Here is a 23472-nt window from a genome sequence, read left to right as displayed (position 1 = left end):
ATGATCCGGATGGTGTCCGTCGACAAGCACTTCGGCGACCTCCACGTCCTGCGCGACATCAACCTGGAGGTCGCGGCCGGCCAGGTCGTCGTGGTGCTCGGCCCGTCCGGGTCGGGCAAGTCCACGCTGTGCCGCGTGATCAACCGCCTCGAGCCGATCGACAGCGGCACCATCGAGATCGACGGGAAGCCGCTCCCCGCCGAGGGCAAGGCCCTCGCCGCGCTGCGGGCCGACGTCGGCATGGTGTTCCAGAGCTTCAACCTCTTCGCGCACAAGACGATCCTCGAGAACGTCACGCTCGGGCCGGTCAAGGTGCGCAAGATGCCCAAGGCGGAGGCCGAGCGGAACGGGCTGGCCCTGCTGGAGCGCGTCGGCATCGCCAACCAGCGCGACAAGTACCCCGCCCAGCTGTCCGGCGGTCAGCAGCAGCGCGCCGCGATCGCGCGGGCGCTCGCGATGAAGCCCAAGGTCATGCTGTTCGACGAGCCCACCTCCGCGCTGGACCCGGAGATGGTCCAGGAGGTGCTCGACGTCATGACCACCCTCGCCAGGGAGGGCATGACCATGCTCGTGGTCACCCACGAGATGGGCTTCGCCCGCCGCGCCGCCAACCGGGTGGTGTTCATGTCGGACGGCGAGATCGTCGAGGACGCCGTCCCGGACGAGTTCTTCACCAAACCCCGGACCGATCGCGCCAAGGACTTCCTCGGCAAGATCCTCACCCACTAACCCGAACATCGATCCAGGAGTCTTCATGCGATTCCGCCGGCTCTCCGCCATCGCCGTCAGCGCGGTGGCGGCACTCACCCTCGCCGCTTGTGGTGGTGGCGGCGAAAGCAGCTCGGGCGGCGGCGCGGAACCGGCCGCGGCGTCCGACTTCCCCGAGGGCTCGACGATGGCCCGGCTGGCCCAGCAGGGTTCCATCACGATCGGCACCAAGTTCGACCAGCCCGGGTTCGGCCTGCAGGGCCTCGACGGCAAGCCGGCCGGCTTCGACGTCGAGATCGCCAAGTACGTCGCGTCGAAGCTGGGCATCTCCGAGGACAACATCGAGTGGGTGGAGACGCCCTCGCAGGTACGCGAGGAGGTCATCGAGCAGGGTCGCGTCGACATGGTGGTGGCCACCTACACCATCAACGACGAGCGCAAGCAGCGGGTCACCTTCGCCGGGCCGTACTACGAGGCCGGTCAGGCGCTGATGGTCCGCAGCGACGACACCACCGTGACCGGCCCCGACTCGCTGCGCGCCGCGGGCACCCGGGTCTGCTCGGTCGCCGGGTCGACGCCGTCGCAGGAGATCCTGAACTACGTCGACGAGAGCCAGCTGACGCTGTTCGACGTGTACTCCAAGTGCGCCGACGCGCTGCGGACCAACCAGGTCGACGCCGTCACCACCGACAACGTCATCCTGCTCGGCTTCGTCGCCGACTCCGACGGCGCCTTCAAGCTGGCCGGCGACACCTTCACCAAGGAGCCGTACGGCATCGGCATCAAGAAGGGCGACGTCGCGTTCTGCGAGTTCATCAACCAGGCGCTGCAGGAGGCCCAGTCGAGCGGCGCCTACGCCGAGGCGTGGGAGTCGACCGCCGGCCAGATCGCCGAGGTGACCACCCCGAGCCTGCCCGAGCTCGAACCCTGCGCCTGATCGACGCCACACCCGTCGGGGTGCCGCCCGGTCCGCCCGGTCGGCACCCCGACACGTGGTGACCAGCTGCTGAACCGGAAAGGAGCGGGCCGCGGTGGACGTGCTCGTGGAGCACCTCGGGCTCTACTGGCGGGGCGTACTGACCACCCTGCAGATCTCGCTGTACTCCGGCATCGGGGCGCTCGTGCTCGGCACGATCATGGCCGCGTTCCGGGTCTCCCCCGTCCCGCCGCTGCGCGCCGTGGGCGCGGGTTGGGTGAACGGGCTGCGCAACACCCCGCTGTCGGTGGTCCTGTTCATGATCGCGTTCGGCCTGCCCGAGATCGCGATCAACGCCCCGTTCTTCTGGTTCGGCGTCACCGGGCTCGCGCTCTACACGTCGGCGTTCGTCTGCGAAGCGCTGCGCAGCGGCATCAACTCGGTCCCCACGGGGCAGGCCGAGGCCGCCCGGGCGATCGGGCTGACGTTCGGCCAGACGCTCGGCACGGTCGTGCTCCCCCAGGCCTTCCGCACGGTCGTGCCGCCGCTGGGGAACGTGTTCATCGCGATGATCAAGAACTCCGCCATCGTCGGCGCGGTCGGTGTGGGCGGGGACCTCTACTCCGTCGGCGTCCAGCTGACCGGTTCGCTGGGCGAGGCCGCGATCCCCGTGCTCACCGGGGTCGCGCTCGGCTACCTCGTGCTGACGATCCCGGCCGGCCTGTTGCTCGGCTACCTCGAGCGGAAGGTGGCGATCGCGCGATGAGCGCGCTCTACGACGTGCCCGGGCCCGCGGCCCGGCGGCGCACCCTGATCGGCACGATCGTGGCCGCGGTCGCGCTGCTCGCGATCGCCGTGGTCGTCATCCAGCGGCTCGCCGCGCAGGGCCAGTTCACGGCCGAGAAGTGGGGGTCGCTGCTCGACCCCACCAACGACGTGATGCCGCAGGTGTGGTCCCTGCTCATCGGGCTCGGCCTGCGCAACACCCTGGCCGCGGCCTCGCTCGCGGTCATCGCATCGCTGGTCCTCGGCACCGTGATCGCGATCACCCGACTGGTGAGCGCGCCGTGGTACCGCTGGGCGGTCGTGGGCGTGGTCGAGCTCCTGCGCGGCCTGCCGGTGGTCGTCATGATCTTCTTCGCCGCGCGGGCGCTGCCCGAGGTCGGCGTGGAGCTCCCGGGCGCCAGCCGCGAGGTGAACACGCTGTTCTACCTCGTGATCGGCCTGACGCTCTACAACATGGTGATCATCGCCGAGATCATCCGCGCCGGGGTCAACTCGTTGCCGCGCGGCCAGGCGGAGGCGGCCTCCGCGATCGGCCTCACCCGCTGGCAGAGCCTGCGCCTGATCCTGCTGCCCCAGGCGTTCCGGACGATGCTCCCGGCCCTGATCAGCCAGCTCGTCGTCATCCTCAAGGACACCGCACTCGGGTTCATCATCAGCTACCCCGAGCTGCTGCGCGAGTCCCAGATCATCGTGCAGACGACGAAGAACCCGCTGCAGATGTACTTCGTCGTCGCCGTGATCTTCATCGTCATCAACTACTCGCTCGGGAAGCTGGCCGAGTACGTGGAGCGGCGGCTCTCGCGGGGACGCAAGATGTCGGCCGCCCCGGCCCAGCCCGCGCTCGTCGAGACCACGGGCCAGGCCGGGGACTGACGAGCCGCCGGCCCCGGCATCAGGAGAGGTTCTCGACCACCACCGGCTCGATGCCCTCCTCCGCGGGCAGCTCGAAGCCGAGCACCTGGGCGTAGAACGACAGCTCGGCGTCGAGCGCCCGCCGGATGTTCTCCGCGCGCCGGAAGCCGTGCTGCTCGCCCTCGAACAGCAGGTAGGCGACGGGCGTGCCGCGGGCGCGCAGGGCGTTGACGATCATCTCGCTCTGGTTCGGCGGCACGACCTCGTCCTCCGCGCCCTGCAGCACGATGAGCGGCCGGGTGAAGCGGTCGACGTGGTGGATCGGCGAGCGCTCGACGTAGGTGTCGCGGGCCTCGGGGTACGGCCCGACCAGCCGGTCGAGGTAGCGGCTTTCGAACTTGTGGGTCTCGGCGGCGAGGGCCTCGAGGTCGGCCACCCCGAAGTGGTCGGCGCCCGCGGCGAACGGGGTGTCCTCGCGGGCGAGCGCGGCCAGCGTGGTGAACCCGCCCGCCGAGCCGCCGCGGATGCACAGCCGGTTCCCGTCGACGCGCCCCTGCTCGGCGAGCCGCCGGGCGGCGGCGAGGCAGTCGGCGACGTCGATCACGCCCCACTGCCCCTCCAGCTGCTGCCGGTAGGAACGGCCGTAGCCGGTGGAGCCACCGTAGTTGACGTCGACGACGGCGAACCCGCGGCTCGTCCAGTACTGGAGCCCGACGTTGAGCACGGGCACCGCGGCGGAGGTCGGGCCGCCGTGGATCACCACGAGCAGCGGGGGCAGCTCGCCGTCCGGGCCGCGGAACTCCGCCGAGGCCGGCGGGTAGAACTGCGCGTACGCCTTGCGCTGCGCGCCCGAGCCGTCCACCGAGTCGAACGCGATGTGCTCGGGCACGGAGATCTGCGCCGGGTCGAGGCCGAGGTCCCGCGGCGGCCGCAGCGTCTCGACCGCGGCGGTGGAGACCTCCACCCGGTGCACGCCGGGTTCGGCGGTGGGGCTGCCCGCGACCACGACGACCGCGTCCGGACCCGCGGCGCGCACGGCCGCGATCGCCGAGAACGGCAGATCGAGGTCGGTGATCGTGCCGTCGGCCTGCCGGACGGCCAGCCCGTCGCGGCCCTGGCGCCAGCGCGCGAACACGATCCGCCCGTCGTCGAGGCGCGCGTAGCGGGCCGAGCCGAACACCCACGCCGGTTCGCCGATCTCCGCGTCGATGCGCACCACCGACTCGATGTCGGCGCCGGGCGTCCACCGGTAGAGGTTCCACCAGTCGCTGCGGTCGGACAGGAACAGCAGCGACCCGTCGGGCTCCCACCGCGGCTCCAGGACCGACTCCCCCGGCCCGCCCGCGACCAGCGTCTCCTCGCCGGACGCCAGGTCACGCACGACGAGCTCGGTGTCGTCCCACGGCATCGACGGGTGCTGCCACTGCAGCCAGGCCAGCCGGGTGCCGTCGGGGCTCAGCCGGGGCGCGGCCACGAAGTCCGGGCCGGTCACGAGCACCTCCGGCTCCGACGGCCGGTCGGCCGCCAGCCGGACCACCTCGTTGCGCACGTCCGCCGCCGACGGGCCGGTGTGCCGCTCCCGCACGCACACGATCGTGGCGCCGTCCGGGGCGACGTCTCCGTCGGCGTAGCGGTCGGCCCGGGGCGTCGCCGGCTCGGATGTGATCGGCTCGGGCTCGCCCCCCGGCGCGAGCCGGTAGAGGCGCTGGTCGGCCCAGTCGGTGAACCACACGACGCCGTCGCGCACCCACCACGCGGCGCCGCCGTACTCGTGCACGGCCGTGCGGGCGTTGCGCCCGTCCGGCAGGAGGTCGGTGGTGGCGCCGTCGGGGGTGCGGCGCACCAGCTGCGTGCGCCCGCCCTCGGCGGGCCTGCCCTCGGCCCACACCACGTCGGCACCGTCGACCCGCACCTCGCCCAGGCGCACCGCGGCCGCGGTGACCAGCTCCGATGTGATGGGGGTGGACCAGGAACCGTAGGGACGCTCGGTGATCGTCACGCCATCACGTTAGCCGCGGCGTAGGTTGGTGCCGAGCGGGGCGCCGAGGGGAAGGAGTGGCCATGAGCGAGCCGTCGCAGGGGCGAGCGCAGGAGCCGATCGAGGCCGAGGTCGTGGACGAGCCGCGCCCGCAGGTGCCGCCGCCGGCGCCCGGTGCACCCGACTACGACGAGCACGGCGTGCCGACCTTCGACCACCTGCGCGACAAGATCGAGAGCCGGTACGCCACCTCCCTGGGGGCGGCGGAGCTGGCCGAGAGCACCGCTGCCGGGCGGAGCGTGGAGGAGCAGGAGGCCGAGCGGGCGGCGAAGGCGAAGGCGAAGCTGGAGGAGCTGCGGCGTTCGCTCGGCTGACGGGCGGGGCGGTCGGTCGTGGCCGGTGCGACGGACCACGCCGGTGCGCACCAGCCCCCGGTCTTCCCGGCCACCTGCGCCGGCAGCACGTGGTCGTGCACGTCGTCGCCGATCACGTGCCTCTCCTCGGGGTCCGCACCACACCTGCTCGCCGCGGCCGGCACCCCTCGGGGGATCGGCGGGGTCGGCTGCGCGCCTGCGCCGCCGACGACTGCCGGATGATCGTCGCGGACACCTCGCAGGGCCGCCGCCCGTGGTGCTCGATGGAGGCCTGCGGCAACCGCGCGAAGGCCGCCGAGCACCGGGCCCGCGCGCAGGGGGACCGACGCGACGCCATCTCCGCCGCCGTCCCGGCGTACCCCGGCCCGTCGTGGACGTCGACGCCACGCGCGGTGGCGACCGCAGTGTCCACCGCCCGCTGGCTCCGGTGGGCGGGGCGCCGTCCGGACCGTCGATGGCGGAGTGGTGGGGCGGGCAGGCGCCGCGCGGGTCGAGCGCATCGACGCTCCGGTGCGGACGAGGTGCCTCGGCATCGACCTGCACCGGGCACGCCGGTCAACGTCGACGCCGACCGGCTGCCCCAGCCACCCTCGCGATGAGGATGGGGTCGGTGCGAGGCGGGTCGTCCACGAGCAGCGGGGAGCGTCGCGCCGGTGACCCGCGGCCGCCCGCCCGGTCAGGAGCGGCGCGTGCGCAAGGCCGTCCACAGCAGGGCGAGGGCCTCCGGCAGCGCCCGTGGGCGCACGACCGGCAGCACCCCGATCGCCCCGGTGAGCCCCGGCCACCAGCGCACCGACCCGTCCCCGCGGACGGTGCCGAGGGCGGGCGTGCGGCACGCGCGGACGCCCGCGGGCAGCGTGGGGTACTCCCCGGCGAGCCGGGGGTCGCGGCACGCGCGCACGGTCACCGGGACCCGCAGCAGGTCGGGCAGCTCGCGCGCGATCTGCGAGCAGCTGGGGCAGGCGACGTCCGCCACGACGACGACGGCACGGATCACGGGACCAGGATCGCAACCGCGAGCGAGCCGACGCAGGTGAGGGCCAGCACCGGCCGGACGACGCGCTCGGCGCGGGCCCACGCGGCCGTCCACGACCCGTCGTCGCTCCAGGCGTTCGACAGCACCGGCATCGCGAGCCTGCCGAGCGCGAACCCCACGGCCGGTGCGAACGCGGCCGGGAGCGGCACGACCAGCAGCACCGCGGCCAGCACGAGGTGCGGCAGCGCCGACGGCGAGTAGGTGCGCATCCCCGTGCCCATCTCGAACCCGAACTGCAGCGCGCCCCACCGGCGCAGGTGCTGCACGTCCTGCGGGACGAGGCGGGCGTTCTCGGGGACCGGGAACCGCACGAGCCCGAGCTCCCGCACCAGCACCGGCACGGCGACCAGCGCGAACAGCGTGTGCCGCACCGGGGCGGGCAGCAGCGCCTGGGGCAGCGCCCCCACGGCGCCCGCAACGAACGCCACCAGCAGGGCACCCAGCAGCAGGCCGGTGCCGAAGAACCGGACCACGGGCTCGTCGCGCCAGACCGACGCGCTCAGCAGGAACGCCGAGTTGTGGCTTCAAGTGCTGCCCGAGTTGGCGAAGCCGGCGGCGGCGCCCGCGACGAGCAGGAGGGCGAGCCCGCCCAGCGCCCCGGCACCCAACGCCGCCAGCACGAACGCCACCGCCGCCGGGACGGGGTGCAGCACCACCCGGATCGCCACCGCTACCCGCCGAGCACCGGGAGTCCGCCGCGCTCCGGCAGCCGGCAGGCGGCGATCGTGATGCCGGTGTAGGTGTCGCCGCTCGCGAACACGACGTCGGTGATCGCGTCGGAGCAGCGGTACCCCTTCCACCGCCACGCGTTCTTGCCCTCGCACTCCGTCGCGAGCCGCGTGCTCTCCATCTCCTCGCCGTCGATCTCGTAGAAGCCCTCGCGGTGGTAGCCGCCCGAGCACGGGTAGCTGCCGCGCCGCCAGCCGCCGTAGCAGACCGCGGGCCCGTCGTCGAAGGGCCAGTTGTTGGCCTCCTCCGCGTACGACGAGGGCGCGCAGCCGGTGTGCTCGGCCCGGTTGGCCGAGCCGGGCACGGCCGCCGCCGTCCGCCGGTCGAGGTACCAGTCGAGCGGCACGAGCGCTGCGGCCGCCGCCCCGATCACCAGCGCCCGCAGCACCGCGCGCCGGGAGGGCCGGATCGCGCGCAGCCGCGCCACGACCGCGCTGGGCGCCGCACCGGGCGGCGGGGCCGAGGTGCGGGGGATGTCGTCGAGCCTGCGGGCGCTCATGCCGGGCTCCCGATCCGGAACAGGGCGGGCAGGTCGGCCTCGGCGTCGACGAAGACGCGCTGCACGACCGTGCCGGCGGCGTCGAGCTGCAGCACGGTGGGCGTGTAGCCCTCGAACAGCTCGGCCCACACGCCCGGGTCGGTGAGGAGCTCCGCGCCCTCGTGCGGGGTGAACGCCTCCGCGCGGTCGACGAGCGCGACGACGCGCACCCCCGCGTCGGCGACGCCGCCGAGCGCGTCCCACACCGCGTGGCACAGCGCGCAGTCGGCGTCCAGTACGGCGACCAGGCCGGCCCGCTGCCCGGGCCGCGGCCGGACCGCCGGCGGGGCGGGTCGCCCGACGACGGCGGCGTAGCCGGACAGCCCGGTGGTGCGCGCGGCCTCGAGCGCCCGGACCCTCGCGTAGACGGCGACGAGCGCCACCAGCGCGAACAACGCGACGAGCAGCGCGAGCAGCGCCACGGCCAGCTCCACCGTCACGGCTCAGCCCTCCCACTCCGCACCGAGCGCGGCGAGCGCGTCGAGCAGCTGGTCCTCGGTGAGCGCGAGCGGCGGGCGCCCCGACTCCGGGCCGTGCAGGACCAGGTCGATCGCGGCGCTGGGGCCGGCGAGCAGGTAGCGCCACTCGTGGATGGTGCCGCCGGCCAGCGCCGCCCCCGCGGCGTCGAGGACGCGGTCGGCGCGCCACAGCTCGCCCGCGGGCAACCGCAGGCCCGCCCAGTCCGGCAGCGTCGGGAGCGCCTCGACGGCCGGCCGGGCCACCAGCGTCGCCCGCTCCCCGCGCCCGATCACCGACACCCCGGCCTGCCGCAGCAGCAGGTCGGAGGCTGGGACGAGGGTGGCGCCCGCGGCGTCGTCGGTGAACCGGAACGTCTCGAGCAGCGCGGCGAGGCCGTCCTCGGTCGGGGCGGGCCCACCGAACCAGGTGGTGGCCTCGTGGTGGGGGCCGACGAGCACCAGCGCTGCGTCGGACCGGTCGGCCGCCTCGTAGACCACGGCGTCCGCGCCGCGCAGGGGGACGCGCCGCTCGCGCGCCCCGGGCAGCACGTGGCGCGGGATCAGCCGGTACTGGCCGCGCGGGGCGAGGAAGAACTGCCGCGCGGTCCGCGGCCCGGTGAACCGGGTGCTCGCGTACCAGCGCAGCGGGCCGAACACCTCGGGGACGGTGAGGGCGACCCGAGCTCCCGAAGGCGCGATCCGCGTCGTCCGCAGCGGCGCCCCCACCGTCCCGGCCGCCGCACCGTCCATCGCCGCCGTCATCAGTCGTGCCCTTCCCTTCCGGGCGCCGACCGGCGCCCACCGGCACAACGAGCACACGTCGGTGACGTGACGCGATCATGCGGACACGCAGTGTTGCATCCGGGTGATGTTCGGCGGCGCTGCGTGGCGGACGAGCGACCATCGGGGTGAAACGACGAGGGCCGCCGGCCTCACGCGGAGGCCGACGGCCCGTCGGTGCGCCGGATCGGTCAGTTCTCCGGCCGCTTGAAGATCTTCTTGCCCAGCCAGACCGTGATCGGGTCGTACTTGCGGTCGACCACGCGCTCCTTGAGCGGGATGAGCGCGTTGTCGGTGATCTTGATGTTCTCCGGGCAGACCTCGGTGCAGCACTTGGTGATGTTGCAGTAGCCGAGGCCGTGCTCCTCCTGCGCCGCCACCTTGCGGTCGGCGGCGTCGAGGGGGTGCATGTCGAGCTCGGCGATGCGCATCAGGTAGCGCGGCCCGGCGAAGTTCTGCTTGTTCTCCTCGTGGTCGCGCACCACGTGGCAGGTGTTCTGGCACAGGTAGCACTCGATGCACTTGCGGAACTCCTGGCTCCGCTCGACATCGACCTGCTGCATCCGGTACTCGCCGGGCGCGAGGTCCGGCGGCGGGGCGAAGCTCGGGATCTCGCGCGCCTTCGTGTAGTTGAACGACACGTCGGTGACGAGGTCCCGGATCACCGGGAACGTCCGCAGCGGCGTGACCGTGATGACCTCGTCCTCGGCGAACGTCGACATCCGGGTCATGCACATCAGCCGCGGCCGCCCGTTGATCTCGGCGCTGCACGAGCCGCACTTGCCGGCCTTGCAGTTCCAACGGACGGCGAGGTCCTGGGCCTGGGTCTGCTGGAGCCGGTGGATGATGTCGAGGACGACCTCGCCCTCGTTGACCTCCACCGGGTAGTCGACGAGCTCGCCCTTCTCGTCGTCACCCCGCCAGACGCGGAAGTGGGCCTCGTAACTCATGCCTTCTCCCCTGCCCCGGCGCGGTGTCCGCCGAGCTCCTCACCCGTGTAGTACTTCTTCAGCTCGTCCAGCTCGAACAGGTCGAGCAGATCGGGCCGCATCGGCACCTGCTCCTGGCGGACCAGCTCGACGTCGTCCTCGCCCTTCGCCGACAGCACGAGCAGCACGTGCCGCCAGTCGGCGTCCATCACCGGGTAGTCGTCCCGGGTGTGCCCGCCACGGCTCTCCTTGCGCTCCAGCGCGGCCTTGGCCACGCACAGCGAGACCAGCAGCATGTTGCGCAGGTCCAGCGCGAGGTGCCAGCCCGGGTTGAACTCCCGGCCGCCCTCGACGGTGACCGTCTTCGCCTTGGCCGCGATCTGCTGCAGCGCCTTGAGCGCCTGCTCCATCTCGTCGGCCTTGCGGATGATGCCGACGAGCTCGTTCATCGTCTTCTGCAGCTCCAGCTGCACGACGAACGGGTTCTCGCCGCCGTCGGTGGCGCTGGAGAACGGCAGCAGCGCGCGGTCGACGGCCTTCGACACGTCGTCGATGCGGACGGCGGGACGCACCCCGCCGAGCGAGTCGACGTACTCGGCCGCGCCGAGCCCGGCCCGCCGCCCGAACACCAGCAGGTCCGACAGCGAGTTGCCGCCGAGCCGGTTCGAACCGTGCATGCCGCCCGCGACCTCACCGGCCGCGAACAGGCCCGGCACCTTCGACATCGCGGTGTCGGGGTCGACCTCGACGCCACCCATCACGTAGTGGCAGGTCGGGCCGACCTCCATCGGCTCCTTGGTGATGTCGACGTCGGCCAGCTCCTTGAACTGGTGGTACATCGACGGGAGCCGCCGCTTGATCTCCTCGGGCGACAGCCGCGAGGCGATGTCGAGGAACACCCCGCCGTGCGGGCTGCCGCGGCCCGCCTTGACCTCGGCGTTGATCGCGCGGGCCACCTCGTCGCGGGGCAGCAGCTCCGGGGGACGCCGGTTGTTGTCGGCGTCGGTGTACCAGCGGTCGGCCTCTTCCTCGGTCTCGGCGTACTGCTCGCGGAACACGTCCGGGACGTAGTTGAACATGAACCGCTCGCCCTCGGAGTTGCGCAGCACGCCACCGTCGCCGCGGACCGACTCGGTGACGAGGATCCCCTTCACCGACGGCGGCCAGACCATGCCGGTCGGGTGGAACTGCAGGAACTCCATGTTGATCAGCGTGGCGCCCGCGCGAAGGGCCAGCGCGTGCCCGTCGCCGGTGTACTCCCAGGAGTTCGAGGTCACCTGGTAGCTCTTGCCCACGCCGCCGGTGGCCAGCACGATCGCCGGGGCGTCGAACCGGACGAACTTGCCGGTGGCCCGGTAGTAGCCGAAGCAGCCCGCGATCCGGCCGTCGTCCTTGAAGATCTCGGTGATCGTGGTCTCGTGGAAGACCCTGATGTTGGCCTCGTAGTCGCCGTGCTGGGCGTAGTCCTCCTGCTGCAGCGACACGACCTTCTGCTGCAGCGTCCGGATCATCTCCAGCCCGGTGCGGTCACCGACGTGGGCCAGCCGCGGGTAGGTGTGCCCGCCGAAGTTGCGCTGGCTGATCTTGCCGTCCTTGGTGCGGTCGAACAGCGCGCCGTAGGTCTCCAGCTCCCAGACGCGGTCCGGGGCCTCCTTGGCGTGCAGCTCGGCCATCCGCCAGTTGTTGAGGAACTTGCCCCCGCGCATGGTGTCGCGGAAGTGCACCTGCCAGTTGTCGTTGGGGTTGACGTTCCCCATCGCCGCGGCGCACCCGCCCTCGGCCATCACGGTGTGCGCCTTGCCGAACAGCGACTTGGTGATGATGGCGGTGCGCTTGCCCTGCATCCGCGCTTCGATGGCGGCCCGCAGGCCGGCGCCCCCGGCGCCGATGACGACGACGTCGAATTCGTGGTGTTCGATCTCTTCGGTCATCTGCAACCCGCCCTCAGTTGATGATCCGCAGGTCGGGGATCCAGCCCGCCGCCACGGCCATGATGTAGAAGTCCGTCACCGCCAGTGTCGCGAGCGTGGTCCAGGCCAGCTGCGCGTGCCGGGCGTTGAGCTTCGAGACGAACACCCACATGCGGTAGCGCACGGGGTGCTTGGAGAAGTGGTTGAGCCGGCCGCCGATGATGCTGCGGCACGAGTGGCACGAGATCGTGTACGCCCACAGCAGCACGACGTTGCCGAGCAGGATCACGTTGCCCAGGCCGAGCCCGAAGCTGCCGTCGGCCTTCACGAACGCGTACAGCGCGTCGTAGGTGTTGATCAGCGAGATGATGACGGCGGCGTAGAAGAAGTAGCGGTGCAGGTTCTGGCCGATCAGCGGGAACCGGGTCTCACCGGTGTAGCGCTTGTGCGGCTCGGCCACGGCGCAGGCGGGCGGCGAGAGCCAGAACGACCGGTAGTAGGCCTTGCGGTAGTAGTAGCAGGTCAGGCGGAACAGCAGCAGGAACGGTAGCGACATCGCCGCGTAGGGCAGCCACCAGACGTCGGGGAGGAACTGCCCGAAGTGCGAGGCGTGCGGGTCGCAGCCGAAGGAGACGCACGGCGAGTAGAACGGCGTGAGGTAGTTGTACTCGGCGACGAAGTAGTCCGCCTGGGCGAACGCTCGCACGGTCGCGTACACGACCCATGCCGTGAGACCGACGAAGTTGGCCAGTGGCGGCAACCACCACCGGTCCGTTCGCAGCGTCCGTGCCGTGATCTGCGCCCGGCCGGCGGACGCGTCTGTGGTGGATGACACGTCAGTTTTCCTTGTTCTCGAGCGGTACGACGCCGTCCGCTGCACGTCGCGGCGTCGGGACGTCCGGATCTCGCCGGAGCCTACGACCGAAGCGCCGCGCGGTGCGTATCGGGCTGTCACCGTGTGTTCCCATCGTGACGCGATTCACGCGGGAACGGGCCGTGGAGGGCCCGCGGACATTAGAGTGGCCCGCCGTGGGCCGCGACGCGGACGAGCGCGGCGCGGGGGCCGCCGTGCGGCGGGCCCTCGCGCCGGCGGGCTCCCGGCCGCCCGCGGTGCTCGTGGTGCTGGCCGCCCTGCTCGTCGCGGGCACGGTCGTCGCGTCCGTCGCCGGCGCGTACGCGCTGCAGCGCGGCCAGGGCCCCGCCGGTAGCCCACCCGCCATCGCGACGCCGCCCGCCGCGCCCCCGTCCCACTCCGAGCAGGCCGCCCCGGTACCCGCCCCGACCGCCCAGGCGCCCGCGCCTCCCTCCGACCCCCGCGCCGTGTTCGCCGACCCCGCGCTGCGCGCGCTCGCCGAGCCGTTCCTCGCCGGACCCGGGGTGTCGTGCCAGTCCCGCACCCCGGAGGACGGGGAGACCGAGCGCGTCGCCTGCGAGCTCGGCGCCGAGCGCACGGCCGTGTTCACCCGCACGTCGCCCGAGGAGATGCGACAGCGCCGCCAGGACCTCGTCGCGGGCCGGCAGGCCCGCCCGGGCACCGTCGTGTCGTTGCGCTGGCGCTACGACGGCAGCGGGACGGCCGCCCGGACCGGCATCCCGGCCGGCCACGAGGTGCGCGGCGAGGGCGTGCGGGTGCGCTACGTGGACCTCGAGGGCAGGCCCCGGCTCCGCTTCGACCAGGACGCCACCGGGTGCGCGGGCGACCTCGCGCTGACCCGACCGACCGGGGACGCGCGCGCCGACCAGGAGGCCGACCTCGAGGAGCTCCGCCTGTTCTGGGCCGACCCGGGGGGATGAGGCACCCACCGACGGGTCGGTGCGCCGCCGGCCGGCGGCGGCGCAGCCGGGCGAACGCCGGGGCCACCTCGCGGAGGGCGGGGTGGGCGGTGGTGTCGGCCGGGACGGCGCCCGGGTCGCGGCGCGGCTGCTCGACCGAGCCCAGCACGTGGGCGGTGAGCAGCCGACCGATCGCGGCGCTCGCGTCGGCGTCGAACCGAGCCGGTGCGGGCCGGCGGCGTGGATCGGAGCAGGCGTCTGCAGGTCCTGGCGGCGGTGTGCTCGGCCGTCTTCACGATCGGCACGGCAGGCGTTCGTGGTCATCGACGACGCGCTCGTCACCCACGCCGTGCAGCTGACGGGCGCGCCCGGGGCGGCGTACCGGGCGCCCCGGGTTCGTGGCGGCGTGGCGCGCCGTCGGGCTCTGCTACCTGGGCGTACCGGGTCGTGCTCGCCGTCGACGCCACCCGGGCCGCCGGCGTGGTCGCCGGGCTCGTCCCACCGGTCGTGCCGCAGGCCTCGATCGACCGGTACGGCCCGGCGGGGACGCTCCCGACGCCGGTCGTCGACGGCGGCGCCGCCCGGCTCGTGCTCGTCCCGCTCGCGTTCGCCGCGCGCTACCGCGGGCCGTGGGCCCGCGGCGGTCAGCGCCGCTGGGTCGTCGCGGCCAGGTAGTCCCGGTTCAGCTGCGAGATGACGTCGAGCGGGATCTCCTTCGGGCACGCCACCGCGCACTCGCCGGTGTTGGTGCACCCGCCGAAGCCCTCGGCGTCGTGGGTCTCCACCATGCGGACCACGCGGTCGGCGCGCTCCGGCTGGCCCTGCGGCAGCTCGCCGAGGTGGGTGATCTTCGCCCCGAGGAACAGCGACGCGCTGCCGTTCGGGCAGGCCGCGACGCACGCGCCGCACCCGATGCAGGCGGCCGCGGTGAACGCCCGGTCGGCGTTGGCCTTCGGCACGGGGGTCGAGTGCGCCTCGGGCGCGGCGCCCGTCGGCGCGGAGATGTACCCGCCGGAGGCGATGATGCGGTCGAACGCGCTCCGGTCCACCACGAGATCCTTGATCACCGGGAACGCGGCGGCGCGGAACGGCTCCACGGTGATCGTGTCGCCGTCGCGGAAGTGGCGCAGGTGCAGCTGGCAGGTGGTGGTGGCCTTCTCCGGGCCGTGCGGCTCACCGTTGATCACCATGCTGCAGGCGCCGCAGATGCCCTCGCGGCAGTCGTGGTCGAACGCCACCGGCTCCTCGCCGTCGAGGATCAGCTTCTCGTTGAGCACGTCGATGAGCTCGAGGAACGACATGTCCTCGTCGGCGTCGTCGACGCGGTAGGCCACCAGCCGCCCCTCGTCGTCGGGCCCGCTCTGGCGCCAGATCCGCAGGTTCAGTCTCACTTGTAGCTCCGCTGGCTCGGGGTGACGTACTCGAAGTGCAGGTCCTCGCGGTGCAGGACCGGGGGGCTGCCCTCGCCGGTGAACTCCCAGGCCGCGACGTAGCTGAACTCGTCGTCCTTGCGGGCGGCCTCGCCGTCCTCGGTCTGGGACTCGGCGCGGAAGTGCCCGCCGCAGGACTCGGTGCGGTGCAACGCGTCCAGGCACATGAGCTCGGCGAGCTCGAGGAAGTCGGCGACGCGGCCCGCCTTCTCCAGCGACTGGTTCAGGGTGGCGGCCGAGCCGGGGACCTTGACGTTGGTCCAGAACTCGCGGCGCAGCTCGGGGATGCGGTCGAGCGCCTTGCGCAGGCCCTCCTCGGTGCGCTCCATGCCGCAGTGGTCCCACATGAGCCGGCCGAGCTCGCGGTGGAACGAGTCCACGGTGCGGTTGCCGTCGATCGACAGCAGCTTCTCGATGCGCGCGGCGACCGCGGCCTCGGCCTCGCGCACCTCGGGCGCGTCCTCCGAGACGGACGGGACGCCGCGGGCGAGGTAGTCGCCGATGGTGGTGGGCAGCACGAAGTAGCCGTCGGCGAGGCCCTGCATCAGGGCGGACGCGCCGAGCCGGTTGGCGCCGTGGTCGGAGAAGTTCGCCTCGCCGATCACGAACAGGCCCGGGATCGTGCTCTGCAGGTCGTAGTCGACCCACAGGCCGCCCATCGTGTAGTGCACGGCCGGGTAGATGCGCATCGGGACCTCGTACGGGTCGTCCCCGGTGATGCGCTGGTACATCTGGAAGAGGTTGCCGTACTTGGCGGCCACCGCCTGGCGGCCCAGCCGCGCGATCGCGTCGGCGAAGTCGAGGTAGACGCCCAGCCCGCCGGGGCCGACGCCGCGGCCGGCGTCGCAGACGTTCTTCGCGGCGCGGCTGGCGATGTCGCGCGGCACCAGGTTGCCGAACGCCGGGTACTGGCGCTCCAGGAAGTAGTCCCGCTCGGACTCGGGGATGTCGGCAGGGGCGCGGGTGTCTCCCGCCTTCACCGGCACCCACACCCGGCCGTCGTTGCGCAGCGACTCGCTCATCAGCGTGAGCTTCGACTGGTGGTCCCCGCTCACCGGGATGCAGGTCGGGTGGATCTGCGTGAAGCACGGGTTGGCGAAGTAGGCGCCCTTGCGGTGCGCCCGCCAGGTCGCCGTGACGTTGCAGCCCTTGGCGTTGGTGGACAGGTAGAAGACGTTGCCGTAGCCGCCGGAGGCGAGCACGACGGCGTCGGCGAGGTGGCTGCGGGTCTCCCCCGTCACCAGGTCACGCGCCACGATCCCGCGGGCCCGCCCGTCGATGACGATCAGCTCGAGCATCTCGTGGCGCGGGTACATCGTGACCCGGCCCGCGTCGATCTGGCGCTCGAGCGCCTGGTAGGCGCCGAGCAGGAGCTGCTGGCCGGTCTGGCCGCGGGCGTAGAAGGTGCGCGAGACCTGGGCGCCGCCGAACGAGCGGGTGTCGAGCAGGCCGCCGTACTCGCGGGCGAACGGCACGCCCTGGGCCACGCACTGGTCGATGATCTGGACGCTGATCTCGGCGAGCCGGTGGACGTTGGACTCGCGGGAGCGGAAGTCGCCGCCCTTGACCGTGTCGTAGAACAGCCGGTGGATGCTGTCGCCGTCGCCGCGGTAGTTCTTCGCGGCGTTGATGCCGCCCTGCGCGGCGATCGAGTGCGCGCGCCGCGGGCTGTCCTGGTAGCAGAACGAGCTGACCTGGTAGCCCAGCTCCGCGAGCGTGGCCCCGGCGGACGCCCCGGCGAGCCCCGTGCCCACGACGATGATCTTCATCTTGCGCTTGTTGGCCGGGTTGACCAGCTTGACGCCGAACCGCCGCCGCTCCCAGCGCGTCTCGATGGGCCCGTCGGGCGCCGCGGTGTCCACCAGCGGCGAGCCGACGATGTAGTCGGTGTAGGAGCTCATGTCACGCCACCAATCCGGTCAGCACGGCGAACGGGACGGAGAGGAAACCGGCCACCAGCACGACCGCGACCGCGAGCGCGACGCCCTTGAGCGCCCGCTCGGTGGCGGCGTTGGACCGGCCGAAGGTCTGCAGGGCGCTCCACACGCCGTGCCGCACGTGGAAGCCGACGGCCACGACGGCGAGGGTGTAGGCGAGGGTGACGTACCAGCGCTCCGGCGCGAAGTCGGCGACCACGTTCGCGTGCACCTCGCCGTGCACGCCGTGCGGGTTGAGCGTGCCGGCCGTCAGGTCGAGCAGGTGGTAGACCGCGAACAGCGCGATGATCACGCCGCCCCAGCGCATGGTGCGGGCGGCGTAGCTGCCGTGCACCGGCCTGCGGTGGGCGTAGCGCACGGGGCGGGCCCGGTGCGCCCTGCGGGTCAGGATCACCGCCGACGCGACGTGCCCGACCAGCGAGAGCGCGAGCACGACCCGGACCAGCCACAACAGCCCTTCGCGCGGCAGCGCGGGCTCCCCGACCTCGCGCAGCCAGGCGGCGTAGGTGTCGATCGCCTCGGCCCCGAAGAAGATCTTCAGGTTGCCCAGCATGTGGGCCACGAGGTAGAGCAGCATCACCGCGCCGGTGACCGCCATGACGTACTTCAGCTGGATCGACGTGCGGCGCGGCGGGCGACCCGCGCGCACGGCGGGGCGCTGTTCCACGATCACCATGCGCCATAGCGTCGATAGCGCACCCACGCATCGTCCAATGCATCGATTGGCCGCAGACCATAGCCGTACGCTATGAGCGTGACGTTCACGCAGCTCGCGTACTTCCTCGCCGTGGCCGACGTGCGCAGCTTCACGCGAGCGGCCGAGTCCGTCGGAGTGGCGCAGCCCACGCTGTCCCGACAGCTCAAGGCCCTGGAGGCGGAGCTGGGCGCCGAGCTGATCGACCGCGGCGCCCGCGACGGGCCGGTGCTCACCCCCGCCGGGGAGGCGCTGCTGCCGCTCGCCCGGCGCATGCTCGCCGACGCCGAGAGCGCCCGCACCGCCGTGGCCGAGATCGTCGGCCTGCGCAGCGGGCGGGTCCGCGTGGGCGCCACCCCGTCGCTGTGCATCGGCGTGCTCGCCGACGTGCTGCGCGTGTTCCACGAGCAGCACCCGGACATCCGGCTCGAGCTCGCCGAGGACGGCTCGCAGCCGCTGGTGCGCTCGCTCGCGCGCGGCGAGCTCGACCTCGCGCTGGTGATCGTGCCCTCCGCGGGCGTCGACCCCGCCCTGCACACCACGCCGGTGCTGCGCGAGCGGCTCTCGGTGGCATCCCCGACCTCGGAGCGGTCCCCGGCCTCGCGGGGCTCGATGAGCATCCGCGAGCTCGGCCGCCGCCCCCTGGTCGTGCCGCGCCGCGGCTACGACGTGCGCGAGACCACCCTGGCGGCCTTCGCCGCGGCGGGCGTGGAGCCGAGGTTCGCCGTCGAGGGCGGCGAGATGGACGCCGTGCTGCGGATGGTCGAGGCGGGCACCGGGGTGGCGGTGGTGCCCGACCTCGTGTTCGCCGGGCGACCCCGGCTGCGCCGCACCGTGCTCACCCCGCCGCTGTACCGCACGGTCGCGCTCGCCCGCCGCGCGGACCTCACCCCCACCCACGCCATGCAGGCGTTCCGCACGACGCTGCTGTCGTTCCTCGCGGTGCTGGCGGCGGGCGACGGCTTCTCCGGCGACGTGCAGGTGCTGCGCCCCGCCACCGCGTGACCCGTCAGCGCGCGGCGGCCTCCGCGAGCGCCCGGCGGGCCACTGCGTAGCCGCGGTCGGCCGCCTCCCGCAGCAGCGCCGCCGCGGCGGCCCGCTCCGCCGCGTCCACCGGCGGGCGCGGCGCCGCCCCGTCCGTGCGGGCGCCCAGCGCGGCCAGGTGCGCCGCGAACTCCTCCGCGCCGTCGACGTCGGCGACCTCCTCCAGCGCCGGGTCGGCGCCGACGCGTACCACGCCCCAGCGGGTGTGCAGGCGCACGCGGGTGTGCGGGCCGGGCGCGGCGGTGACGTGCTCGACCCGCGCCTGGATCCGCCGCAGATCCGCCCCGCCGTGCAGCCACACGAGCTCACGGGCGGCCGCGGCGACGTCGGGCGCTCCCCCGCCGCCGGGCAGCCGGACCGTCGGGCGGCGGTGCTCGCCGACGACGGAGGAGTTCACGCACCCGCGCAGGTCGACGGTGCCCGCGTCGAGCACCACCCGGTCGAAGCGGCGGGCCATGGCGAGCAGCACCGACGCGGTGTCGGCGGCGTACCCGAGCGCGTTGCCGTACGCCGGGTAGTCGGTGGTGCTGGTGGGCACGAGCCGCCCGGGCCCGTGGGTGGTCGCGCCCGCCTCGAACGCCTGCGTGAACGGAGCCCCGGGCAGGTGGTGGGCCAGCTGCCCGGCGAGCACGGGCCAGTGGAAGCCGGTGAACACCCAGCCGCCCCGGCGGAACTCGCGTGCGGCGCGGACCAGGAAGTCGAGCGTGCCGACATCCGGGGCGCTCACGTCAGCACCTCCTCCTCCAGCCACGACCGGAACCCCTCGGGCGTGGCCGCGCGCCGCGCGTACCGCTCGTAGGCGGCGACGTCGCGGTCGTAGCGGCCGAGCGCCCCGTCCGGGGCGAGCGCCCCCGGGTGGTGCACGACGGCGCTCACCAGCAGGCCCGGGATCGTGATGCCCGCGGCCCGCACGGTCTCGGCGGGGGCGAGCTCCTCGGCCACCAGCACCACCGCGCGGGCGGCCTGCGCCGCGACCACCACCTCCCCGAGCGGGCCGCGCACCACGCCGTTGCCGTCGGCGTCGGCGAGGTCGGCGTGCACGAACGCGACGTCGGGCACCTCGGCCCGCACCACCCGGCTCGTGCCGAAGCGGCAGGTGGCGGTGTCCAGCAGGCCCCGCGTCCAGTCCTCGTCGACGTAGCCGGTGCCCGCCCGGTCCGGCACCGGCAGGAACGGCACGCCCCACGCCCCCGCGGTGAGGGCGGCGGTGAGCAGCCCGAGGCTCATCTCGTGCAGCGCGACCGGCGCACCGCCCTCGGCCGCCCGCCGGAAGTTGTGCGCGGGCGCGGGCCCGACCGGGCTCCAGCAGTGCCCGAACGTCGCCGAGCGCAGCACCCCGGCACCGAGCAGCTGGTCCATGAGCAGGCCGCCGGAGGCGATGACGAGGTCGACGTCGCGGACCCCCTGGCGGATCACCTCGTGGCCGACGCAGAACAGCTGGGCGCCGAAGTTGCCCAGGTACACGCGCGTGCCCGGGCGGACGTGGGCGCGGACGGCGTCGGCGAGCCCGAGCACCGGCCTCACGCGTAGGCCTCCGGCAGCATGTGCAGCCCGCGCCCGAGGTGGGCCCCGCCGTCGACCTGCAGCAGCTGGCCGGTGATGAGCGAGCCCGCGGGCCCGGCGAGGAACGCCACGAGCTCGGCCACGTCCTCGGCCGGGGTGGGCCGGCGCATCGGCGTCGCCTTCTCGACGAGGTTGCCCAGCACGTGCTCGCTCGCCTCGTCGCTCAGGGCGTGGGTGAGCACGGTGCCCGGCCCGATGCAGTTGATCCGGATCCCGTCGCGCGCCCACTCCAGCGCGAGCGTGCGGGTCAGGCCGAGCACCCCGGCGCGCGCGGCGATCGAGTGCGCCATCCCCATGCCGCCGCGCTCCACGCCGGACAGCGAGATGTTCTGCACGCTGCCGCTGGTGCGGGCGAGGTAGGGGTACGCGGCGCGGGTCAGGTGGAACACGCTGGTCAGGTTGAGGTCGATGACGGCGTTCCAGCCGCCGGGCGTGATGTCGACCGCCGGGGCGAAGAACTGGCCACCGGCGTTGTTGACCAGCAGGTCGAGCCCGCGCTCCTCGCCGACCTCCACCACCGCCGCGGTGGCCGCCTCGGTGTCGCGGACGTTGCAGACGCGGTAGTCGTACGCGCCGGAGCCCTTCGCCACCTGGGCGGCGCACGCGCCGGTCTCGGCGAGCGTCTCCTCGTGGCGGCCCAAGCCGGTGACGGCCGCGCCGAGCTGGACCAGCCGCAGCGCGATGGCCCGGCCGATGCCGCTGCCGGCGCCGGTGACGATCGCCGACATCCCGGCGAGCGCGTCCTCGCGCAGCACCTGCGCACCTGGTGTCATCGCGACTCCTCGAACGTGGGACGGGGTGGCGCGGGCCGCCGCTTCGGCCTGCGCCCGGAGAAGGTCACCGGGAACTGCGGCACGGCCTCGCCCTGCGGTGTGGTCGCGACGACGGCGCCGGGCCGCTCGCGCGCGACCTCGCCCAGCGCGGCGACCGGGTCCCGCACCGGCCCGGCCGGGATGCCCAGCTGCGCCATCCGCACGCAGACCTCGTCGACCGGGTGGCGCGACGTCCACGCCTCGACGATGCGGTCGTAGGCCGCGGCGTCGGCGAGGCGCTCGGCGGCGGTGGCGGACGGGCCGCCGACCACGGGCGCGAGCCGCTCCCAGTGCTTGTCCAGGCCGGCGTAGATGTAGGCGTGCCCGTCGAGGCAGCGGTAGACGTTCGACGGCGAGGTGGCGGCGTCGCGGTTGCCGGTCCCGCGGCGGAACGCGCCCTCCTCGGCCGCGGCGAGGACCGCGGGGCCCACGAGCGCGACCATGGCGACGTCGTGCATCGGGACGTCGACGAGCACGCCCTCGGTGCGGTCGCGGTCGGCGAGCGCCATCGCCGTGGCGAACGCCGCGTAGGTCCCGCTGATCACGTCGGTCGGCCAACCGGCCGCGATGCGCGGGGTGCCGTCCTCGTCGGCGTTGGTGACCGCGTAGCCGCTCACCGCCTGCGCGATCGAGTCGAAGCCGGTGCGGGGATCGCCCGCCCCGTACGCCGAGACGAGCGTGACCACCAGGTGCGGGTGCGCTCGGTGCAGCACCTCCCAGGTGAGGTCGAGGCGCTCCAGGGTGCGCAGGCCGAAGTTCATGACGAGCGCGTCGGCGTCGGCGAGCAGCGCGTCGAGCCGGGCGCGGCCGTCGGCGGTGCGCAGGTCCAGCGCCTGCGCGGTCTTGCCGGTGTTGAACCAGCGGTAGTAGACGCTGCCGAACCGGGTGCCGGACAGCGCCCGCGACGGGTCCCCGCCGCGCGGCTCGACCTTGCGCACGTCGGCGCCGAAGTCGGCGAGGAGCTGCCCGCACACCGCGCCCGCGATGTACTGGCTCAGGTCGACCACCGTCCGGCCGGAGAGCGGGGCGGGCGGACCGGTCATGCCGCGATCCGCTCCAGTACCGCGGCGACGCCCTGCCCGCCGCCGACGCACAGGCTGGCCACGCCGTAGCGGCCGTCGCGGCGGGCGAGCTCGTGCAGCAGCGACACCACGATGCGGGTGCCGCTCTGCCCGGTCGGGTGCCCGAGCGCGATGCCGCCGCCGTTGACGTTCACCCGCTCGGGGTCGAGCCCGAGCTCGCGCACGTTCTGCACGATCTGGGCGGCGAACGCCTCGTTGATCTCGAACAGGTCGATGTCGTCGATCTTCAGCCCGGCGCGGTCGAGCGCCATCGGGATCGCGGCGGTGGGCCCGATCCCCATGATCGTCGGGTCGACGCCGACGGCCGCGAACGACACCAGCCGCGCGATCGGGGTGAGGCCGTGGCGGCGCACCGCCTCGCCGCTCGCGACCACCACCGCCGCGGCGCCGTCGGCCATCTGGCTCGCGTTGCCCGCGGTGACCGTGCCGTCGGTCTCGAACGACGGCTTGAGCGCGGCGAGCTTCTCGACGGAGGTGACGCGGAACGTCTCGTCGCGCTCCAGCTCGCCCGCCTCGGACCGCACCGGCACGACCTCCTCGGCGAAGCGGCCCTCCTCCCAGGCGCGGCGGACGCGGTCCTGGCTGCGGGCGGCCCACTCGTCCTGCGCGGCGCGGTCCACGCCGTACTCGCGGGCGAGCTTCTCCGCGGTCTGCCCCATGTTCATGCCGCAGATCGGGTCGGTGCCGCCGTCGCGCCAGCCGTCGGAGAGGGTGATGTCCCCGCGGCGCACACCGCCCCAGCGCAGCGTGTAGGGCGCGATGTAGGGCATCGTGCTCATGCTCTCGGCGGCGATCGCGAGCGCGACCTCGGCGTCACCCGACAGCACCGACCGGTTCGCGAGCTGGATGGCCTTGAGCCCGGACGCGCACGCCATGTTGATGGTCTGCGCGGGGACGTGGACGGGGACACCCGCGCGGAGCGCCACCTGGCGGCCTGGGTTGGGGCCGTTGCCGGCCTGCCTGCAGTTGGAGACGACGACCTCGTCGACCGCGTCGGCGGCCACGCCCGCCCGCTCCAGCGCGGCGGCGCCCGCGATGCCGCCGAGCTCGACCAGCCGGACGTCGCGCAGCGACCCGCCGTAGCGGCCGTGCGGGGTGCGCACGCCCGCGACGAGGAACGCTTCGGTTGCCATGTGTCCTCCC

The 23472-nt window shown here is 73.6% G+C and carries 27 protein-coding genes; 9 read left to right on the top strand and 18 right to left on the bottom strand.

Features of this window, described 5'->3' with window-relative positions; translation table 11 throughout:
* The 4 genes from VKZ81_RS33500 (at position 1) to VKZ81_RS33485 (ending at position 3283) form a co-directional block, all read left to right on the top strand.
* Positions 1-729, top strand: coding sequence for an amino acid ABC transporter ATP-binding protein (locus tag VKZ81_RS33500; RefSeq protein ID WP_324245798.1), 729 nt, complete (start codon positions 1-3; stop codon positions 727-729).
* Between the two features lie 25 nt (positions 730-754).
* A complete protein-coding gene (locus VKZ81_RS33495) occupies positions 755-1645 on the top strand; it encodes a glutamate ABC transporter substrate-binding protein (RefSeq protein WP_324245765.1) in 891 nt (296 codons plus the stop codon).
* Between the two features lie 94 nt (positions 1646-1739).
* Positions 1740-2390, top strand: a complete 651-nt coding sequence (locus VKZ81_RS33490) for an amino acid ABC transporter permease (protein ID WP_324245764.1) — start codon at positions 1740-1742, stop codon at positions 2388-2390.
* Complete coding sequence (locus VKZ81_RS33485) at positions 2387-3283, top strand: amino acid ABC transporter permease (RefSeq protein ID WP_324245763.1); 897 nt, start codon at positions 2387-2389, stop codon at positions 3281-3283. Before VKZ81_RS33490 ends, VKZ81_RS33485 begins: the two co-directional genes overlap by 4 nt.
* Positions 3284-3302: 19 nt before the next feature.
* Here VKZ81_RS33485 and VKZ81_RS33480 read toward each other — a convergent pair whose 3' ends face one another.
* The gene (locus tag VKZ81_RS33480; RefSeq protein ID WP_324245762.1) at positions 3303-5261 is read right to left on the bottom strand and encodes a S9 family peptidase; all 1959 of its coding nucleotides are present in this window, start codon (positions 5259-5261) and stop codon (positions 3303-3305) included.
* A gap of 62 nt (positions 5262-5323) precedes the next feature.
* Between VKZ81_RS33480 and VKZ81_RS33475 the strand changes: the two genes are divergently transcribed.
* Entirely contained in the window at positions 5324-5614 is a 291-nt protein-coding gene (locus VKZ81_RS33475; RefSeq protein ID WP_324245761.1) for a hypothetical protein, read from the top strand.
* Between the two features lie 89 nt (positions 5615-5703).
* On the top strand, positions 5704-6213 hold the full coding sequence (locus tag VKZ81_RS33470; protein ID WP_324245760.1) for a CGNR zinc finger domain-containing protein: 510 nt from the start codon (positions 5704-5706) through the stop codon (positions 6211-6213).
* A 77-nt stretch (positions 6214-6290) separates the two neighbouring features.
* Here VKZ81_RS33470 and VKZ81_RS33465 read toward each other — a convergent pair whose 3' ends face one another.
* From VKZ81_RS33465 to sdhC, 9 genes are all read right to left on the bottom strand, one after another.
* Entirely contained in the window at positions 6291-6611 is a 321-nt protein-coding gene (locus tag VKZ81_RS33465; RefSeq protein ID WP_324245759.1) for a hypothetical protein, read from the bottom strand.
* Positions 6608-7123 (bottom strand): hypothetical protein, encoded by a 516-nt coding sequence (locus VKZ81_RS33460; RefSeq protein ID WP_324245758.1) that lies wholly within the window; start codon positions 7121-7123, stop codon positions 6608-6610. Before VKZ81_RS33460 ends, VKZ81_RS33465 begins: the two co-directional genes overlap by 4 nt.
* Positions 7124-7174: 51 nt before the next feature.
* Positions 7175-7318 carry a hypothetical protein gene (locus tag VKZ81_RS33455; protein ID WP_324245757.1) on the bottom strand — a complete coding sequence of 48 codons (144 nt, stop codon included), beginning with the start codon at positions 7316-7318 and terminating at the stop codon, positions 7175-7177.
* Between the two features lie 2 nt (positions 7319-7320).
* Complete coding sequence (locus tag VKZ81_RS33450; protein ID WP_324245756.1) at positions 7321-7878, bottom strand: hypothetical protein; 558 nt, start codon at positions 7876-7878, stop codon at positions 7321-7323.
* Positions 7875-8357 carry a hypothetical protein gene (locus VKZ81_RS33445; protein ID WP_324245755.1) on the bottom strand — a complete coding sequence of 161 codons (483 nt, stop codon included), beginning with the start codon at positions 8355-8357 and terminating at the stop codon, positions 7875-7877. The genes VKZ81_RS33450 and VKZ81_RS33445 overlap by 4 nt, the downstream gene beginning before the upstream one ends.
* Positions 8358-8360: 3 nt before the next feature.
* The gene (locus VKZ81_RS33440) at positions 8361-9137 is read right to left on the bottom strand and encodes a hypothetical protein (RefSeq protein WP_324245754.1); all 777 of its coding nucleotides are present in this window, start codon (positions 9135-9137) and stop codon (positions 8361-8363) included.
* Between the two features lie 209 nt (positions 9138-9346).
* Positions 9347-10105, bottom strand: coding sequence for a succinate dehydrogenase/fumarate reductase iron-sulfur subunit (locus VKZ81_RS33435; RefSeq protein ID WP_324245753.1), 759 nt, complete (start codon positions 10103-10105; stop codon positions 9347-9349).
* Entirely contained in the window at positions 10102-12015 is a 1914-nt protein-coding gene (locus VKZ81_RS33430) for a fumarate reductase/succinate dehydrogenase flavoprotein subunit (protein WP_324245752.1), read from the bottom strand. The genes VKZ81_RS33435 and VKZ81_RS33430 overlap by 4 nt, the downstream gene beginning before the upstream one ends.
* Before the next feature lie 13 nt (positions 12016-12028).
* Positions 12029-12829, bottom strand: coding sequence for a succinate dehydrogenase subunit SdhC (gene sdhC / locus VKZ81_RS33425; RefSeq protein WP_324245751.1), 801 nt, complete (start codon positions 12827-12829; stop codon positions 12029-12031).
* 194 nt (positions 12830-13023) lie between these two features.
* Between sdhC and VKZ81_RS33420 the strand changes: the two genes are divergently transcribed.
* Together VKZ81_RS33420 and VKZ81_RS33415 are read left to right on the top strand one after the other, a co-directional pair.
* Positions 13024-13788: a hypothetical protein gene (locus tag VKZ81_RS33420; RefSeq protein WP_324245750.1), complete on the top strand. Its 765-nt coding sequence runs from the start codon at positions 13024-13026 to the stop codon at positions 13786-13788.
* Between the two features lie 426 nt (positions 13789-14214).
* Positions 14215-14442, top strand: a complete 228-nt coding sequence (locus VKZ81_RS33415; RefSeq protein WP_324245749.1) for a hypothetical protein — start codon at positions 14215-14217, stop codon at positions 14440-14442.
* On the opposite strand, the gene VKZ81_RS33410 is transcribed toward VKZ81_RS33415, so the two are convergent.
* The 3 genes from VKZ81_RS33410 to VKZ81_RS33400 are packed head-to-tail and all read right to left on the bottom strand — an operon-like array spanning position 14412 to position 17810.
* Positions 14412-15158 (bottom strand): succinate dehydrogenase/fumarate reductase iron-sulfur subunit, encoded by a 747-nt coding sequence (locus VKZ81_RS33410; RefSeq protein WP_324245748.1) that lies wholly within the window; start codon positions 15156-15158, stop codon positions 14412-14414. The genes VKZ81_RS33415 and VKZ81_RS33410 overlap by 31 nt on opposite strands.
* A complete protein-coding gene (locus tag VKZ81_RS33405; protein WP_324245747.1) occupies positions 15155-17098 on the bottom strand; it encodes a fumarate reductase/succinate dehydrogenase flavoprotein subunit in 1944 nt (647 codons plus the stop codon). The genes VKZ81_RS33410 and VKZ81_RS33405 overlap by 4 nt, the downstream gene beginning before the upstream one ends.
* 1 nt (position 17099) lies before the next feature.
* The gene (locus VKZ81_RS33400; protein WP_324245746.1) at positions 17100-17810 is read right to left on the bottom strand and encodes a succinate dehydrogenase cytochrome b subunit; all 711 of its coding nucleotides are present in this window, start codon (positions 17808-17810) and stop codon (positions 17100-17102) included.
* 78 nt (positions 17811-17888) lie between these two features.
* On the opposite strand from VKZ81_RS33400, the gene VKZ81_RS33395 reads away from it, so the two are divergent.
* On the top strand, positions 17889-18833 hold the full coding sequence (locus VKZ81_RS33395; protein ID WP_324245745.1) for a LysR family transcriptional regulator: 945 nt from the start codon (positions 17889-17891) through the stop codon (positions 18831-18833).
* Positions 18834-18837: 4 nt separating this feature from the next.
* Here VKZ81_RS33395 and VKZ81_RS33390 read toward each other — a convergent pair whose 3' ends face one another.
* The 5 genes from VKZ81_RS33390 to VKZ81_RS33370 are packed head-to-tail and all read right to left on the bottom strand — an operon-like array spanning position 18838 to position 23462.
* Complete coding sequence (locus VKZ81_RS33390; protein ID WP_324245744.1) at positions 18838-19599, bottom strand: hypothetical protein; 762 nt, start codon at positions 19597-19599, stop codon at positions 18838-18840.
* Positions 19596-20396 carry a CoA-transferase gene (locus VKZ81_RS33385; RefSeq protein WP_324245743.1) on the bottom strand — a complete coding sequence of 267 codons (801 nt, stop codon included), beginning with the start codon at positions 20394-20396 and terminating at the stop codon, positions 19596-19598. The genes VKZ81_RS33390 and VKZ81_RS33385 overlap by 4 nt, the downstream gene beginning before the upstream one ends.
* Positions 20393-21208, bottom strand: coding sequence for an SDR family NAD(P)-dependent oxidoreductase (locus VKZ81_RS33380; RefSeq protein WP_324245742.1), 816 nt, complete (start codon positions 21206-21208; stop codon positions 20393-20395). Before VKZ81_RS33380 ends, VKZ81_RS33385 begins: the two co-directional genes overlap by 4 nt.
* Positions 21205-22290: a CoA transferase gene (locus tag VKZ81_RS33375; RefSeq protein WP_324245741.1), complete on the bottom strand. Its 1086-nt coding sequence runs from the start codon at positions 22288-22290 to the stop codon at positions 21205-21207. Before VKZ81_RS33375 ends, VKZ81_RS33380 begins: the two co-directional genes overlap by 4 nt.
* The gene (locus VKZ81_RS33370; RefSeq protein WP_324245740.1) at positions 22287-23462 is read right to left on the bottom strand and encodes a thiolase family protein; all 1176 of its coding nucleotides are present in this window, start codon (positions 23460-23462) and stop codon (positions 22287-22289) included. The genes VKZ81_RS33375 and VKZ81_RS33370 overlap by 4 nt, the downstream gene beginning before the upstream one ends.
* Positions 23463-23472 lie beyond the last annotated feature (10 nt).

Origin of the sequence: Pseudonocardia sp., from assembly GCF_035305885.1 — a bacterium.
Lineage (GTDB): Bacteria > Actinomycetota > Actinomycetes > Mycobacteriales > Pseudonocardiaceae > Pseudonocardia.
The sequence above is the reverse complement of the archived record's forward strand: the minus strand, read 5'-3'. Positions and strand labels throughout refer to the sequence as shown.

Coding starts and splice junctions, on each gene's coding strand:
- VKZ81_RS33500 (WP_324245798.1), top strand. CDS start 1: ATGATCCGGATGGTGTCCGTCGACAAGCACTTCGGCGACCTCCACGTC.
- VKZ81_RS33495 (WP_324245765.1), top strand. CDS start 755: ATGCGATTCCGCCGGCTCTCCGCCATCGCCGTCAGCGCGGTGGCGGCA.
- VKZ81_RS33485 (WP_324245763.1), top strand. CDS start 2,387: ATGAGCGCGCTCTACGACGTGCCCGGGCCCGCGGCCCGGCGGCGCACC.
- VKZ81_RS33475 (WP_324245761.1), top strand. CDS start 5,324: ATGAGCGAGCCGTCGCAGGGGCGAGCGCAGGAGCCGATCGAGGCCGAG.
- VKZ81_RS33450 (WP_324245756.1), bottom strand. CDS start 7,878: ATGAGCGCCCGCAGGCTCGACGACATCCCCCGCACCTCGGCCCCGCCG.
- VKZ81_RS33440 (WP_324245754.1), bottom strand. CDS start 9,137: ATGACGGCGGCGATGGACGGTGCGGCGGCCGGGACGGTGGGGGCGCCG.
- VKZ81_RS33435 (WP_324245753.1), bottom strand. CDS start 10,105: ATGAGTTACGAGGCCCACTTCCGCGTCTGGCGGGGTGACGACGAGAAG.
- VKZ81_RS33430 (WP_324245752.1), bottom strand. CDS start 12,015: ATGACCGAAGAGATCGAACACCACGAATTCGACGTCGTCGTCATCGGC.
- VKZ81_RS33405 (WP_324245747.1), bottom strand. CDS start 17,098: ATGAGCTCCTACACCGACTACATCGTCGGCTCGCCGCTGGTGGACACC.
- VKZ81_RS33400 (WP_324245746.1), bottom strand. CDS start 17,810: ATGGTGATCGTGGAACAGCGCCCCGCCGTGCGCGCGGGTCGCCCGCCG.
- VKZ81_RS33380 (WP_324245742.1), bottom strand. CDS start 21,208: ATGACACCAGGTGCGCAGGTGCTGCGCGAGGACGCGCTCGCCGGGATG.
- VKZ81_RS33375 (WP_324245741.1), bottom strand. CDS start 22,290: ATGACCGGTCCGCCCGCCCCGCTCTCCGGCCGGACGGTGGTCGACCTG.
- VKZ81_RS33370 (WP_324245740.1), bottom strand. CDS start 23,462: ATGGCAACCGAAGCGTTCCTCGTCGCGGGCGTGCGCACCCCGCACGGC.